Annotated in this window: 16 protein-coding genes and 5 tRNA genes; 11 read left to right on the forward strand and 10 right to left on the reverse strand. The window is 42.7% G+C overall.

Annotated elements, in window-relative coordinates; all coding sequences use genetic code 11:
* Positions 1 to 76: 76 nt before the first annotated feature.
* Complete coding sequence (locus tag YH65_RS10735; RefSeq protein WP_052746185.1) at positions 77 to 877, forward strand: C40 family peptidase; 801 nt, start codon at positions 77 to 79, stop codon at positions 875 to 877.
* A 171-nt stretch (positions 878 to 1,048) separates the two neighbouring features.
* Positions 1,049 to 2,866: a translational GTPase TypA gene (gene typA / locus YH65_RS10740; protein WP_046551860.1), complete on the forward strand. Its 1,818-nt coding sequence runs from the start codon at positions 1,049 to 1,051 to the stop codon at positions 2,864 to 2,866.
* A 158-nt stretch (positions 2,867 to 3,024) separates the two neighbouring features.
* Here typA and YH65_RS10745 read toward each other — a convergent pair whose 3' ends face one another.
* On the reverse strand, positions 3,025 to 4,248 hold the full coding sequence (locus YH65_RS10745) for a BaiN/RdsA family NAD(P)/FAD-dependent oxidoreductase (RefSeq protein ID WP_046551861.1): 1,224 nt from the start codon (positions 4,246 to 4,248) through the stop codon (positions 3,025 to 3,027).
* 38 nt (positions 4,249 to 4,286) lie between these two features.
* On the opposite strand from YH65_RS10745, the gene YH65_RS10750 reads away from it, so the two are divergent.
* From YH65_RS10750 to purM, 3 genes are read left to right on the forward strand one after another with little or no spacing between them, the layout of a single operon-like run.
* Entirely contained in the window at positions 4,287 to 4,601 is a 315-nt protein-coding gene (locus YH65_RS10750) for an MTH1187 family thiamine-binding protein (RefSeq protein WP_046551862.1), read from the forward strand.
* Positions 4,602 to 4,641: 40 nt separating this feature from the next.
* Entirely contained in the window at positions 4,642 to 4,860 is a 219-nt protein-coding gene (locus YH65_RS10755) for a YgaP-like transmembrane domain (RefSeq protein WP_046551863.1), read from the forward strand.
* A 20-nt stretch (positions 4,861 to 4,880) separates the two neighbouring features.
* On the forward strand, positions 4,881 to 5,876 hold the full coding sequence (purM, locus tag YH65_RS10760; RefSeq protein WP_046551864.1) for a phosphoribosylformylglycinamidine cyclo-ligase: 996 nt from the start codon (positions 4,881 to 4,883) through the stop codon (positions 5,874 to 5,876).
* Positions 5,877 to 5,984: 108 nt separating this feature from the next.
* On the opposite strand, the gene YH65_RS10765 is transcribed toward purM, so the two are convergent.
* On the reverse strand, positions 5,985 to 7,433 hold the full coding sequence (locus YH65_RS10765; protein WP_084722072.1) for an alanine/glycine:cation symporter family protein: 1,449 nt from the start codon (positions 7,431 to 7,433) through the stop codon (positions 5,985 to 5,987).
* A 164-nt stretch (positions 7,434 to 7,597) separates the two neighbouring features.
* On the opposite strand from YH65_RS10765, the gene YH65_RS10770 reads away from it, so the two are divergent.
* The 5 genes from YH65_RS10770 to YH65_RS10790 all read left to right on the forward strand — a co-directional run bounded on the left by YH65_RS10770 (position 7,598) and on the right by YH65_RS10790 (position 8,120).
* Positions 7,598 to 7,674: transfer RNA gene (locus YH65_RS10770), tRNA-Pro, on the forward strand.
* 42 nt (positions 7,675 to 7,716) lie between these two features.
* Positions 7,717 to 7,792, forward strand: a tRNA-His gene (locus tag YH65_RS10775).
* 36 nt (positions 7,793 to 7,828) lie between these two features.
* Positions 7,829 to 7,905, forward strand: a tRNA-Arg gene (locus tag YH65_RS10780).
* Positions 7,906 to 7,934: 29 nt separating this feature from the next.
* A tRNA-Arg gene (locus tag YH65_RS10785) sits at positions 7,935 to 8,011 on the forward strand.
* A 24-nt stretch (positions 8,012 to 8,035) separates the two neighbouring features.
* Positions 8,036 to 8,120, forward strand: a tRNA-Leu gene (locus tag YH65_RS10790).
* A 119-nt stretch (positions 8,121 to 8,239) separates the two neighbouring features.
* Here YH65_RS10790 and YH65_RS10795 read toward each other — a convergent pair.
* The 7 genes from YH65_RS10795 to YH65_RS10825 form a co-directional block, all read right to left on the reverse strand.
* The gene (locus YH65_RS10795; protein WP_046551866.1) at positions 8,240 to 8,506 is read right to left on the reverse strand and encodes a hypothetical protein; all 267 of its coding nucleotides are present in this window, start codon (positions 8,504 to 8,506) and stop codon (positions 8,240 to 8,242) included.
* Positions 8,503 to 8,973, reverse strand: coding sequence for a hypothetical protein (locus tag YH65_RS10800; RefSeq protein WP_046551867.1), 471 nt, complete (start codon positions 8,971 to 8,973; stop codon positions 8,503 to 8,505). The genes YH65_RS10795 and YH65_RS10800 overlap by 4 nt, the downstream gene beginning before the upstream one ends.
* Positions 8,974 to 9,077: 104 nt before the next feature.
* Positions 9,078 to 9,716, reverse strand: a complete 639-nt coding sequence (locus YH65_RS10805) for a hypothetical protein (protein ID WP_154806499.1) — start codon at positions 9,714 to 9,716, stop codon at positions 9,078 to 9,080.
* 52 nt (positions 9,717 to 9,768) lie between these two features.
* Complete coding sequence (locus YH65_RS10810; protein WP_046551869.1) at positions 9,769 to 10,017, reverse strand: hypothetical protein; 249 nt, start codon at positions 10,015 to 10,017, stop codon at positions 9,769 to 9,771.
* Entirely contained in the window at positions 10,014 to 10,205 is a 192-nt protein-coding gene (locus YH65_RS10815; protein WP_169745676.1) for a helix-turn-helix domain-containing protein, read from the reverse strand. Before YH65_RS10815 ends, YH65_RS10810 begins: the two co-directional genes overlap by 4 nt.
* 190 nt (positions 10,206 to 10,395) lie before the next feature.
* On the reverse strand, positions 10,396 to 10,674 hold the full coding sequence (locus tag YH65_RS10820) for a hypothetical protein (protein ID WP_046551871.1): 279 nt from the start codon (positions 10,672 to 10,674) through the stop codon (positions 10,396 to 10,398).
* Between the two features lie 99 nt (positions 10,675 to 10,773).
* Positions 10,774 to 11,994 (reverse strand): tyrosine-type recombinase/integrase, encoded by a 1,221-nt coding sequence (locus YH65_RS10825; RefSeq protein WP_046551872.1) that lies wholly within the window; start codon positions 11,992 to 11,994, stop codon positions 10,774 to 10,776.
* Between the two features lie 298 nt (positions 11,995 to 12,292).
* Here YH65_RS10825 and YH65_RS10830 point away from each other — a divergent pair, with 298 nt between their 5' ends.
* Positions 12,293 to 12,706 carry a hypothetical protein gene (locus tag YH65_RS10830; protein WP_046551873.1) on the forward strand — a complete coding sequence of 138 codons (414 nt, stop codon included), beginning with the start codon at positions 12,293 to 12,295 and terminating at the stop codon, positions 12,704 to 12,706.
* Between the two features lie 27 nt (positions 12,707 to 12,733).
* Here the strand turns inward: YH65_RS10830 and YH65_RS10835 are convergent, their stop codons facing one another.
* Complete coding sequence (locus YH65_RS10835) at positions 12,734 to 13,915, reverse strand: replication-associated recombination protein A (RefSeq protein ID WP_046551874.1); 1,182 nt, start codon at positions 13,913 to 13,915, stop codon at positions 12,734 to 12,736.
* Positions 13,916 to 13,917: the final 2 nt, after the last annotated feature.

Genomic DNA, 13,917 nt, shown 5'->3' on the forward strand with positions numbered 1-13,917 from the left:
ATAGCTACAATTCAAGATATATTTTTTAGTATAAACAGTACTGAAGAATACGATCTTGATAAATGAGGAGGATTTATTGAAAAGAATTTCTACCCTGCTACTGATGTTTACCTTGGGTACAGCGTCTCTAAGTGCTGCAACAAAAACAGTGACACACAAGATCAAGAAAGGTGACACACTTTACTCGATCGCACACAAAAACCATATTACGATCGCAAAACTCAGAGAGATCAATCATCTTAAAAAAGGAACTGTTCTAAAAGTTGGTAAAACGATCAAAGTTCCAACAACTCCCAAAATAAAGAAAAAAACCACTACTCTTGCTAAAAAGAGCAAAAAACATTCCATCAAAACGCATAAAGCATCAAAACATCACACTGAAAAGAGACTGGCCCAGGCACTTAAAAACATCAAGTCAAAGAAGGTCTCTAAAGTTAAAAAATCAAATAAGTTTGCTCTGTCTGATATACTTTTCGGCAAATATGATTCGAGTGTCAAAGGCAAAAAACTCATAAAACTCGCTAAAAAGAAACTGGGCAGAAGATATGTCTGGGGGGCTACAGGTCAGAAAAATACCTTTGACTGTTCAGGCCTTACCTCTTATGTCTGCAAAAAGAACGGCATCAAAATACCAAGAAGGGCTATCGAACAGTCCAAGTATGGCAAATATGTAAGCAGAAAGAACCTCAAACCCGGAGACCTTATCTTCTTCGATACTTCCAAGAGACGTAAAGGGTATGTGAACCATGTAGGTATCTACATCGGTAACAACAAATTCATTCATGCCAGTTCGGCAAAGAAAAAAGTCATCATTACCAGTTTGAATAAACCATTTTACAGTCAGCGTTTCAAGCTGGCACGAAGAGTGGCATCCTAAGTTCCGAGAAGAGGATGGATAACCACCCTCTTCCTCTTTAACAAAAATTATTTCCCCCTCTTTGATCCTCTCACTGGCTGGATCATTTCCACAAAATCTACACTATAGTAATTTTTGGATATAATGCGCGAAAATATAGTTTGGGCACTTACCCACTTTTAGGATACTTTTATGCAAAAAATCAAGAATATCGCGGTTATCGCACACGTTGACCACGGTAAAACAACACTTGTTGATGAACTGCTTCAGCAGTCGGGAACATTCGAAGCACACCAGCAGATCGAAGAGAGAGCTATGGACTCCAACGATATCGAAAAAGAGAGAGGGATCACGATCCTTTCAAAGAATACTGCCATTACTTATGGTGATCACAAGATCAACATCATCGACACCCCGGGCCACGCCGACTTTGGCGGCGAGGTCGAGCGTGTACTCAAGATGGTTGACGGGGTTCTGATGCTCGTTGATGCACAGGAAGGGGTAATGCCACAGACAAAATTCGTGCTTAAAAAAGCGATCGAGCTTGGTCTGATCCCTGTCGTTGTCATCAATAAGATCGACAAGGACGGTGCGGAACCAGACAGAGTACTCGATGAGATGTTCGACCTTCTTGTGGCACTTGATGCCAACGAAGAGCAGCTTGAATTCCCTGTACTGTACGCTGCGGCAAGAGACGGATATGCGAAGTGGAATCTTGAAGACGAAAATAAAGATATGACACCGCTTTTTGAAGCCATTCTTGAAAAAGTGCCTTACCCACAGGGATCTCCCGATACCGATACACAGGCACAGGTCTTTACCCTGGATAACGACAACTTTGTAGGGCGTATCGGTATTACCCGTATATTTAACGGAAAAATAAAAAAGGGAGACGAGTACGTTCTAGTCAAAGCTTCCGGAGAGAAAACAAAATCACGCGTCAGTAAACTGATCGGATTCATAGGGCTTGAAAGAATAGACATCGATGAAGCCGAAGCAGGAGATATTGTTGCCATTGCAGGCTTCAGTGACATTGATGTCGGTGACTCCATCTGTGACCCTGTCAACCCTGTCGCTTTGGATCCGATGCATGTCGAAGAGCCTACACTTTCAGTCATTATGTCGGTCAACGATGGACCTTTAGCCGGTACGGAAGGCAAACATGTCACATCCAACAAGATCCAGGAAAGACTTGAAAAAGAGATGGAAACAAACATCGCCATGCGTATGGAGCCAATGGGAGACGCCTCTTTCAAAGTGTCAGGACGTGGTGAACTTCAGATCGGTATTTTGGCGGAGAACATGAGAAGAGAAGGTTTCGAATTCCTGCTTGCCCGCCCCGAAGTCGTCGTCAAAGAAGAGAATGGAGTCAAAATGGAGCCGTTCGAGCACCTCGTAGTTGACGTACCTGAAGAGTTCCAGGGAGTTGCCATTGAAAAACTTGGGAAAAGAAAAGCGGAGATGACATCATTGACACCTATGCCTGACGGTACCGTAAGGATCGAGTTCGAAATTCCTGCCCGCGGCCTCATCGGTTTCCGTTCGGAATTCCTGACCGATACGAAGGGTGAAGGGATCATGAACCACTCCTTCATCGAGTACAGACCGTACAGCGGTACAGTGGTCAGCCGTACACCGGGCGCGCTTGTCTCCATGGATAACGGTGAGGCTGTTGCCTTTTCCATCTTCAACCTTCAGGCACGTGGTACCCTCTTTATCAAACCGCAGGACAAAGTCTACTCCGGTATGGTCATCGGTGAATCCGCAAGACCGGGAGACCTCGACGTGAACCCGCTCAAAGGAAAACAACTGACCAATATGAGAACCTCCGGTGCCGACGATGCTATTAAACTGGTCCCGCCAAGACAGATCACACTTGAGAATGCCATGGAGTGGATCGAGGATGATGAATTGATCGAGATCACACCTGAGAGCATCAGGATCCGTAAGAAATCTCTTGATCCAGTTGTTAGAAAAAGAGCAGCCAGAGACAAAAAGAACGCAAAATAGTTCTTCTATTTCCCTATATCTTTGATCGGATGGAGCCTGCTCCTTTCGGTCACTTACTACATGTAAGCTCCCTCTCTACGCATACTCCATCAGACCAAATCTACAGCCAACTAAAAGACTATTCCTTCTATAAAAAAATCTCTTTTAAATTTTAATTTCTAATTTTTAATTGCTTCTCCTACCCGCAAACCGGTTATCCACGCCCAGTGAAAGTTGAACCCTCCCCTGTCTCCGTCCACATCGAGTACTTCTCCGGCAAAATAGAGGTTTGGCACAAGCTTTGATTCCATGGTCTGCAAATCCACTTCGGAGGTATCAATACCACCGGTTGAAACCTCAGCACCCTTGAAGCCTTTGGTATCATTGATGCTGAGTTTGAGGTTCTTGATACTGTGAACGAGCTTATTGATCTCTTTTCTGTTAAGATCTGACTCTACCCTGCTTCTGCATTTGGACTGCTCCAAAACGATCCTGATAAGTTTCTTGTTAAGTATTCCCAGCAGCCATAATTCAATAGGTTTTTCACTTTCTTTCTGTATGCGGGAAAGCAGGAGGTTCGTCAGCTTCTCTTTGCTGAGTTTCGGCATCAGGTCAAGACTGAGTTCACAATAATCGAATGATGCCAGCCGTATACTCACTTCACGGCTCAGGTCGAGTATGGCCAGTCCGCTGATGCCGTAATTGGTAAAAAGAAGATCTCCCTCTTTTTCCGTAATGTACTCTCCGTTGGCATAGAGTCTGGCTACACCGGTAACCTTGACCCCTGCACATACTTTGACCCAGCTCTCTTCCGAACAGAGCTGTACCAGTGAAGGGTGCCTGGGTATAAGCGTATGTCCCATTGCCGTAGCAAAAATATATCCCGAGTCGTTCCCTCCAAGCTGTGGTGCGGCAGGAGAACCCGAAGTGATCAGAAGCCGGGTAGACCGTTTTTCTCCCTGTGCAGTATCGAGCACAAAAATATCATCCTCTTTTGAAATGTGTTTCACTTTACAGTCGCAGTATATCTCCACCCCTACTCTTTGGGCCTCGTACACCAGTAAATCGACCACGGAAGAAGCCTGCAGGGACATCGGGAATATTTTCCCCTCTTTCTTCTCAATAAGTTCAAGCCCGATGGATTTGAAAAAGTTTTCAACTTTTTCAAACGCATACCCCTCCAATACTTTTTCAATAAAATCAGGGTTTTCTGAATGAAAACGCTGTGTGGAAATATACCGGTTGGTGATATTACACTTCCCGTTACCCGATACCAGTATTTTCTTTCCTGCTTTACTGTTCTGTTCCAGCAGGAGAACTTGCCGCCCTGCCCTTGCCGACACGATGGCAGCACATAACCCTGCCGCCCCTGCCCCGATGATTATCAATTCTTCATTATTCATACGATATTATATCCCAAATCATACTATCAAGGATTAACATGTCAGCACTGGTTGAATTTTCAATGTTCCCCACAGAACAAACACAAAGCAAAAGTGCCTTCGTCGCAAGAGTTCTGGACATCGTGGACAAAAGCGGGCTGGAATATCAGCTCACCCCTATGGGAACCATCATCGAAGGAGAAACGGTCGAAAAGGTCCTTGCCGTGATCAATACCGCCTATGAAGAGCTGCAGAAAGATTGCGGGCGTATCTATTCCTCCATCAAGATCGACTGGAGAGAGGGACCGGTCGGCAGACTGAACAAAAAAGTCGGTTCGGTGGAAGCCAAACTCGGACGTAAGTTAAACAGCTAAGATTAGATATAATACGCGTAATTTTTCACAAGGATATCAGATGTTATGTGCTGAAAGGTTACAACGTTTAATTCAAGCGAGCATATTGGGTTTTGTACTGCTGTTTGCTGCACTGGGCATACAAGGTGGAGAAAGAAGCATGCTTCAAATCGCTTTTTTACTTCAAGTAGCAATGATGGTGATGCTGGTTATAGCTGGACTGACCGGCTTTTGTCCAGGGCTTAAAATTTTAAAAAAGATCTTTCCTCCCTGTGAGTGAAAAGAAACAAAGGAACAATCATGTCAAACATATCCTATAAAGATGCCGGTGTCGATATCGATGCGGGAAATGAGTTCGTAGAGGCAATCAAAGCCGATGTGAAATCGACTTTTGACAGCAATGTCATTGGCGGGATCGGCTCGTTCGCCGGTGCCTATGCCCTGCCCTCGGGCTACAGGGAGCCGGTGATCCTCTCGGCTACCGATGGCGTGGGAACCAAACTGAAGATCGCCATTGAGAGCGGCAAGCTCGATACTGTGGGGATCGACCTGGTCGCCATGTGCGTCAATGACCTCATCTGTAACAACGGTGTACCGATGTTCTTCCTCGACTACTATGCCACAGGCAAACTCCTGCCTGAAAATGCCAAAGATGTCGTAGCAGGTATCGCCGAAGGGTGCCGCAGAAGCGAATGCGCCCTCGTAGGCGGGGAAACAGCTGAAATGCCGGGAATGTACTCCGATGACGACTTTGACCTTGCCGGTTTTGCCGTTGGGATCGCAGAGCGTTCCGAAATGGATACTGTCGCCAATGTAAAAGAGGGGCAGATACTCATCGCCATGCCAAGCTCAGGGGTACACTCCAACGGATACTCACTGGTAAGAAAACTTTTCTTCGACAAGCTCGGGATGGGTCTAGAGACGGAGTTTGACGGAAAACCTCTGCTTGAAACACTACTTGAACCAACACGCATCTATGTTAAAGAGTACAAAGCCAACAAAGCACATATCAAGGCGCTGGCACACATTACCGGCGGAGGGATCATAGAGAACCTTCCAAGAGTGCTTCCCGAAGGCATCAGAGCCGTCGTTGACAAAGACTCCATCCGTATCCTACCGATCTTTGAGTTCATGGGCCAGTATGTGGATGAAGATGAAATGTTCAGAGCCTTCAATATGGGAGTGGGTATGGTATGGGTCGTAGAGCCCGAAGAGGTAGATGCCGTACTTGCCCATACGGACGGGTATGTTATCGGGGCGTTGGCCGCCGGTGAGAAGGGTGTAGATTTAGTTTAAATCACGTTTTCTCGCGTAGGGTGCGTAAACACGCACCACATAATCAAAATTTGCATGTAATATCATTTTTCCGAAAGGGTGCTGGAAGAAGGTACGTGTTTACGCACCCTACTTTCGTATCGCTTCCCTGTCCAGTTCCCCATTCTTCCATTTTGCCAGATAAGCATTCAGGTTTGCCTTGACCTCTCCCTGCAGTATATAGAGCCCGATGATGTTCGGCAGGGACATCGTCAAAATAAGCAGGTCGGAGAACTCCAGCATCGCCGAAGCACTGGTAACCGATGCCATGACAGTAAAGGCAATAAAGATCAGTTTGTAGACCAGTGTGTACTTCTCTCCAAACAGATAGGTCCATGAACGTTCACCATAGTAAGACCAGGAGATCATCGTAGAGAAAGCAAAAAGGATAATAGAAAAAGAGAGGATCACAGGGAACCATGAGATCACTGTACCGTAAGCCGCCGCCGTCAAGGCAGCGCCCTGCTTCGCAGCTACCAGGTTGGCAAATTCTCCGGAAGGGTCATATACTCCTGTGGTCACGATGACCAGTGCTGTCATCGTACAGATAACGATCGTATCGATGAAAGGTTCATACAGTGCGACCATCCCCTGTCTGACGGGATACTTTACCGACGCCGTAGAGTGGACGATGGCAGCTGAACCGATACCTGCCTCACTCGAGAAGGCGGCACGCTTGAAGCCCTGGACCAGTACACCTATCATACCTCCCACAGCGGCAGTAGGAGTGAAGGCTTCATGAAAAATGGTCACAATGGCCGTAGGCACGGCTGAAGCATTCGCCACCAGGATCCACAGTGATGCTGCCAGATAGATCAACACCATGAGCGGAACGATCTTTTCAGCCGTACTCGCGATACGTTTGATCCCCCCGATAATAACAAAACCGACAATGGCTGCCATGATGAGACCGAATACAATAGGATAGGAAGCGAAGAACGGCACACGGTCCGTCAATACACCCATAGCCTGAGAAGTCTGGAAAGCATTCCCCGCCCCCAGGCTTCCCCCTATGGCAAGAATGGCGAATAGAACTGCCAGGACTTTCCCCAATTTTGCATGCCCTTTGGAAGCCAAACCTTTGGAAAGGTACTGCATCGCACCTCCCATGATACGCCCATCAGGCCGCTTCTCCCGGTAGATCTGGGCCAGTGTGACTTCCGTAAACTTCAGGGTCATACCGAAAAAACCTGCTAAGATCATCCAGAAAGTAGCCCCCGGCCCTCCCACGGCAATCGCGATGGCAACACCGGCAATGTTACCAAGCCCTACGGTTGCGGAGAGTGCCGTTGTGAGAGACTGGAAAGGGGTGATCTCTCCCACATCATCTGCGGTACGGTACTGTCCGGTGATGATCTTGAAAGCATGGGAGAACATTCGGACATTGATGAAACCGAAGCGGAAGGTAAGAAACACCCCTCCTACTACCAGCCAGGCAACGATGAAAGGCATACTTGTACCTTCAACCTGCCCGAAAAATATATCAAAAAAGAAGACGGATGCCAGAATACTATTGATCTGATCAAAGATACTGTCCATAAATAATTCTCCCCAAACTGTAATGGATTATTATACACTTTCCGGCATAAAGTAGCCTATATTTTGGTTTTTTTACATTTTTTTGCAAAATCTATTGACAAATCGAAACCTTTTGACTATAATTGCAGTCCTTTTTAAATCTGATCTTCTTAGATTTGAGGTAACGGAGTGTAGCGCAGTCTGGTAGCGCACCTGGTTTGGGACCAGGGGGTCGAAGGTTCGAGTCCTTTCACTCCGACCATTTAGATATTTAAAATCGATAGTATAATAAAACAATTGTATGGTGGACGTAGTTCAGTTGGTAGAGCACCTGTTTGTGGCACAGGTTGTCGCGGGTTCGAGCCCCGTCGTCCACCCCATATTGGTAATGAAGAGAAAACCTTTCTACCAGTGAAGCGCTAGTAGCTCAATTGGATAGAGCATCAGACTTCGGATCTGAGGGTTAGGGGTTCGAGTCCTCTCTGGCGTACCACTTTTTTTAATTTTATTATACTTATACATGCACTCGTAGCTCAGCTGGATAGAGCACCCGCCTTCTAAGCGGGCGGTCTCAGGTTCGAATCCTGACGGGTGTACCACCTTATTTTTGTTAGGTTATTTGTGCGGATGTGGTGAAATTGGTATACACGCCAGACTTAGGATCTGGTGCTTTACGGCGTGGAGGTTCGAGTCCTCTCATCCGCACCATCTACAAAGCCCTTATACAAGGCATTTAATCAACTTTTAAAACTGTTGGGTAACACTAAAGGTAACACTACTTATTTTAAAAATGGCATATTATTGGCTTTTTTTATTAATACTCTCTATTAAAGCTCTCTAATAAACTCTTCAATAATTTCTTTTACCTCCGGAACAATTTGAATTTTTACCATATCAAGATCATCACTACTGTTATCTGAAAGTATAAGTACTTCATTATTTGTTTTAATGAGTAACTCTTCTTTATTGTAAGGCGTTGCATCATCTTTCAAGAAGTATGCACCGCCTCTTAATGTTGCTACCAATATCTTAGGTGCTTCGGTTTTGGCTGCTTTTATCTCAAGGGTTTCTAATCGTTCAATCTGTTTTTTCATTTAAACTTCTCCTCTAATTTAATAATACGATCTTCAAGTTCTGTGACTTCATAGGCTTTTGTGTATGAGTTACTAACTGCTTCTATCGTTCTTAATTGACTTTCATTGATTGCACCATCTGCATATTGTTTAGTAGCGGTTGCCAAATTGTCTAAAGCTTCTTTTGCTGTGGTTGGTTTCTTGATGTCCACAAGTGGAGTAAATAAACATAATCTTTTGACTAATAACTGTTGATTAGTAGGGTTACTCTCTAAACTTTCAAGTATGGACGATGTAACCTTTTTTGACAGTTCTAGCTTTCCTCTATGAATAGCTTCTTTTAGCTCTTTATTTGTAGAGAGTGTCTGTGTGGCTATGTTCAAGGATTGACTAATCAAAATATTGTTAAATCCTTGTTTTGCCAGTTCCTGCACTTGTGAGATTATCTCTTCTGTGACTTGTGTTTTATGTCGTGTTTTTGCTTTCATTTTATGCCTTAAAAAGTGAATTAATAGCAAAGTGAGATACTGACGCTCTCACCGTGCTTAGATGAGGTTTTGTGTGATTTTTTAGTAGTATTAACCTATAAGGATTAAATAGACTGTATTTTCACACTTAAACCAGTAGCTTTTTTAATAGACTTTTCCATCTTCTGATATGCTGTTTCAATGTCCTTGAAAAGTAACTTTTTGAAGTAGCTACCCTTAAAGACAAACTCCAGTCTATAAAGTGGATAATCTAATCCTGCCTGTACTTGCTTATTGTAGATTTTAATATCCATCTTCTGATTGACCTTTTTCTCTTTGGGTGTTTTGTAGTAAGTTGTGTTAAGCTCATGGTCTACACCATCATATGTTCTTGGTCTGTACTTTTTTATCGTGTCCATAACTCTCTTGGGTATCTTGCCCTCATAATCAATGGCTATGTCTATCCTCGTAACTCTTACGTTCAATAATTGACTCTTCAACTCCTGCAAGTGCTGCATAAGATGCTCTGATCTCTCATTGTAGCCGTGAAATCCTGCAAACTCCACCGTTTGACTCTTGGGGGTGACTGCAAAGGTTTTCAGAGGAAGAGTCAAGCCTAAGTGTGTATGTATGATCTTGGCTTCAATGATACTTCGTTTCAAAGATTTACCAAAGGCACTACTCCACACTTTAGGCTTAAATACACTTTTACTCTTGACTGTTTCTATGCTATAATCTTCATGATGTATAAAGAGTGCTTCCATAGCTTCACTTGATAGGTTTAGAGAGTCAATGTTGGCTCTCTTGTACCTCATCTTATTTGGACTTCACACCCATATTATCAAGGTATTTTTTTGCCCGTTCCCGTTGATGATCTGCGATAAATCTAAGCTTTACTTTCGCTTTGCCTTTCCTGCCCCATTCACTTGTAATCAAATCTTGATATTCAAGCTCCACAAAGTATTGGTTTGCATTTGAAACGTGGCTAAAGTCTGTAGCTGTGAGTTTCAGCCCCGTATCATATAACTTTTTTAAGAGGTTGTATTTGTGTGAAGATGCATTCATGATGCCACCTCAACTTTATGCTCATTCAGCCATTGGTGAATATCATCACGGTTGTACCTGATATACTTTGCTCCTATTTTAGAAAATGGAATTTTTTTAAGCATCCGATACTTCGCTTGGCTACTTTTACTTATCTTAAATTCTGCCTGTAATTCTGTTGGCGTTAGCCATAATTTTGATGTTTCCATTATTGTTACCTTATTGGTAAGATAACCTCGAGGCACTATCTTGTTAGAGATAGCTAGAAACATCTCTATAAGGATTGATCTTCTTCCTTAATGCTTCCTATTAGTATTCTACAATAGATTAATACGTGTAAATTCCATCTATAAAATAGGTTAAAAGTAGGGTGTAGAATAATGAAGAAAGTTAAAAAAATTAGGATTTTTTATAGTATGCTTTTTCAACTGCTTTAACGCTTATGTTTAACTCTTTTGATATTTGCCTAAAGACTTCTATTTTTGTTTTATTTATTGAATAATACTCTTTGAATAATTTTAATATTTTAGTTTGTGGTGTATAGGCTCTTTTATTTTGGGCATGTTTTTTTATATTATTTTTTTTACCTTTACAACTCTTTGAAATAGAGTTTTTTTTAGTATCTGCTGGATCTATTGAAGAAATTGGATTTAATACAAACCTTGTACAATCATCCAACGTACAATATTCTTCAATAATAGTCTGTATATCATTTTCTGATAATATGATTTCTCTATCTTCTAAAAATATTTGATATTTTGTACCCCCCTAAATAAATCATTCTATGATCTCCTCCTCTATAATTTCATCAACCTTAATAAGCCCAATTTGGCTACTTTTATGATGATTGATGCTGAGGTACTTGTTTATCGTGTTCGGGTCTTTATGCCCCAGTATGCCACTTAGGGTAATGGCTTCTATGCCTTGCTCTGCAAGTGCAGATACTAAGATATTTCTCATGTAGTGCATAGAGAGAGTATCAAGCTCCAGAAATTTTTTGAGCTGTCGCATCTGCCTATCAATGTTTACAATCTTTTTACCCGTTACTGGACTCTTGAATACTAAGCCTTTTCTATCATCTTTAATGGCTTGTAATGGCTCTATGAGGTAGGGCGGTAACTGATACTTTTGTTGATCGTCTGTTTTGGTATCTTCTATCCAGTAGTAGTTATGTGTAAAGTCTATGTTCTCCCATTTAAGAGAGAGTATCTCTCCCTTACGCCTACCAGTGAAGCCAAAGAGAAATAAAGCCCTGTAGTAGGGGTTATCATGATAATAGGCGTTAATCCCTGCATACACCTTTTTAAAGAGGTCTGTAGCGTTGGTGACTATCTTCTTTTGGCTTGGAACTTTTACCGTTATACCTAAAGAGGGATTATCGCTTAAATACTTGTTTGTGACTGCAAATTTAAAAAGAGGATTAATTACTTCCATAACACTCTTTCGAGTTCGTGGGCTTAGTCCTTGTTTGGCTAATTCATTGAGAATGGCTTGTATGTCCATTTCTCTTATTTTCTCGATTTTCTTTTTTCCTATTTTCTTTTTATCAAATATTCTTTGTCTTTTTTGTTCTTCTTCTGTAGGCTTTCTTGTAATTTTCTTTGGCGTACTATCATCATTTTTGGACGCTCCAATATAATGATCGTAAATGTATTTCTTTTTGTGTGTCCATTGCTTGGAAGTGTCCAGAGTTTCAAAGTAGAGATCAAAGAGTTTGTCTAAAGTAACTTTGTCGGTTGAGGTGTAACCTGCTTCTAAATCTTCCTTGTAAGCATTAAGTAGCTTTCCTGCATCTTTGGGGCTTAGTATGACTGTACCATTCTTCTTAGAATAGCCTAATATCTTAGTATAAATCTTCTCATCTATCCTAAATCTTGCAAGATATTTACGCCCTTTTTTTGGGTCTGTTTTGATGCTCTCATACAGATTTGGTACTTCTATTACTTTTCCACCTGCTTTATAGGTACTTTTTCTAAACTCACTAAGTTTAATAGCCATAAGTACACCGCCCTTTATAGATAATTCAATGGGTTACACTGTGGGTAACACAAGTCATTGGAATTATTATACATTAAAAGGAATTAACAAAAACAATAAATACCGTATACAAGGGGTTTTTGGCATTATAAGAATTAAAAAATATAATAGGATAATAAGTTCGAGTCCTCTCATCCGCACCATCTACAAAAATCTAAAAAACACATTTAACCAGAATCTTCTAAAACCTTTTCAGCCTACCTAATTTCTAAAAATCATTGTATAATAATATCATAGAGATCATCAATAGGATAATAGAATGGATAAGAGTTTTTTAGTATTTCTTGCAATTGGGTTGGCCTTTCTTTACTTTATCACCCACTTTGTCGGGGGTATTCAGGAAGAGGATGAGCGTTTTAGGAACAATACCTATGAGCAGGAACACAAATATGATACCTATAAAGGCATGGACAGCGTGGGACGTGCCGTACTTAATGTGGAAGGAGTGGATACCGCTACACAGATTGGTGCCTGGAACGAAGGCTCACTGAAAGAGGAGTTCCTTGATCTTTACCCGGATTTCTCACTGATGAAAGATTTCATCAAGAATCGTGTCCATGGTGAACCCATTAAAAGTAGACTCCTGAAACATGTGGATGATGTCGAGACCAAATTCTTTGCAGGGGAACTAACCACTGAGCAGGCTAAAGCTGCTCTTGCATCATTCAAATAATCTTTTTTATCTAAAACAAGAAGGGCATCAGCCCTTGACAATCTTCTCATGCCATTCAAAAAGTGTCTTTTCAAACCCGATCTGTTCTGTTTCATAGAAATACATCGGGACAGACAGGTACTTCTGCGCAACCCACCCCCCGAAATTATGCGGATAGAGATAACTTTTTGCATGGGTCTTGATGTGATCCGGAATAGGGTGTATCTCCCCATTCTTTATAACTTTCTGCGCATTGTTGATGGCTTTATAGGCACTGTTCGACTTGGGCGAGGAGGCCAGGTAGATCACCAGTTGTGATAGCGAGATACGCGCTTCAGGATATCCAATGTGTTTCACGATATTCAAGGTGGATGAGGCGAGATTCAGGGCAGGGGGGTTGGCATTGCCTATATCTTCACTTGCCAGTATTGCCAGCCGTCTGGCAATGAACTCTGCGGGCTCCCCTCCCTCTATCAGGCGAGCAAGGTAATAGAGTGCCGCATCGATATCGGAGCCTCTAATACTTTTGATCATGGCCGAAGTGAGTTCATAATGACTTTCACTCTCACTGCTTCCTGCCTGCATGGCGTGGGGGCGTATTTGTTTGAGTGTTTCCAATGTAACGGGGGTGGCAACCATTTGTGCACTTTCAAGCAGATTCAGCATCGCTCTGACATCCCCGCCACTTGAAAAGACCAGGTATTCCACAGCATCTTCTTCTACATCCATTGCTTGAAGTGCTATGATCTTGGCCAAGTAATCCTGCATCTCTTTCTGCTTCAGGGCTTCAAGTTCGAAAAGATGTGAACGGGAACGCATAGCCGCCGTCAGGGAATAGTAGGGATTCTCCGTAGAAGCACCGATAACCAGGGCAGCATTATTCTCCATGAAAGGAAGCAATACCTCCTGCTGATTCTTGCTCAAACGGTGCACCTCATCGATGAAGATAAGAGGTTTCTGCAGAGCATTGGCATACTCTTTGAATATCTTGCGCAAATCATCAATCTTGAGGGTGGTGGCATTCATTTCGTAAAAAGGTCTACCAAGCTGTGTCGCGATGATACGTGCGAGGGTAGTCTTCCCACAGCCTGGAGGGCCATAGAGAAAAATATGGGGCAGGGCATTTGATTCTATCAGTTTTCTCAATGGTGCATTTTCACCAAGAAGATGTTTTTGCCCTATCAGTTCATCAAGTGTTTTGGGACGATATTTGAGCGCAAGATTGACCATGG

The sequence above is a fragment of the Sulfurovum lithotrophicum genome, assembly GCF_000987835.1.
In the GTDB taxonomy this organism is placed as follows: Bacteria; Campylobacterota; Campylobacteria; order Campylobacterales; family Sulfurovaceae; genus Sulfurovum; species Sulfurovum lithotrophicum.

Excerpts from the sequence above, each read along its gene's own strand:
- YH65_RS10750 (WP_046551862.1), top strand. The coding sequence starts at position 4,287 with ATGTCAGCACTGGTTGAATTTTCAATGTTCCCCACAGAACAAACACAA.
- YH65_RS10835 (WP_046551874.1), bottom strand. The coding sequence starts at position 13,915 with ATGGTCAATCTTGCGCTCAAATATCGTCCCAAAACACTTGATGAACTG.
- YH65_RS10795 (WP_046551866.1), bottom strand. The coding sequence starts at position 8,506 with ATGAAAAAACAGATTGAACGATTAGAAACCCTTGAGATAAAAGCAGCC.
- YH65_RS10830 (WP_046551873.1), top strand. The coding sequence starts at position 12,293 with ATGGATAAGAGTTTTTTAGTATTTCTTGCAATTGGGTTGGCCTTTCTT.
- YH65_RS10765 (WP_084722072.1), bottom strand. The coding sequence starts at position 7,433 with ATGGACAGTATCTTTGATCAGATCAATAGTATTCTGGCATCCGTCTTC.
- YH65_RS10745 (WP_046551861.1), bottom strand. The coding sequence starts at position 4,248 with ATGAATAATGAAGAATTGATAATCATCGGGGCAGGGGCGGCAGGGTTA.
- YH65_RS10815 (WP_169745676.1), bottom strand. The coding sequence starts at position 10,205 with ATGGAAACATCAAAATTATGGCTAACGCCAACAGAATTACAGGCAGAA.
- purM (WP_046551864.1), top strand. The coding sequence starts at position 4,881 with ATGTCAAACATATCCTATAAAGATGCCGGTGTCGATATCGATGCGGGA.
- YH65_RS10755 (WP_046551863.1), top strand. The coding sequence starts at position 4,642 with ATGTTATGTGCTGAAAGGTTACAACGTTTAATTCAAGCGAGCATATTG.
- typA (WP_046551860.1), top strand. The coding sequence starts at position 1,049 with ATGCAAAAAATCAAGAATATCGCGGTTATCGCACACGTTGACCACGGT.
- YH65_RS10825 (WP_046551872.1), bottom strand. The coding sequence starts at position 11,994 with ATGGCTATTAAACTTAGTGAGTTTAGAAAAAGTACCTATAAAGCAGGT.
- YH65_RS10805 (WP_154806499.1), bottom strand. The coding sequence starts at position 9,716 with ATGGAAGCACTCTTTATACATCATGAAGATTATAGCATAGAAACAGTC.
- YH65_RS10810 (WP_046551869.1), bottom strand. The coding sequence starts at position 10,017 with ATGAATGCATCTTCACACAAATACAACCTCTTAAAAAAGTTATATGAT.
- YH65_RS10800 (WP_046551867.1), bottom strand. The coding sequence starts at position 8,973 with ATGAAAGCAAAAACACGACATAAAACACAAGTCACAGAAGAGATAATC.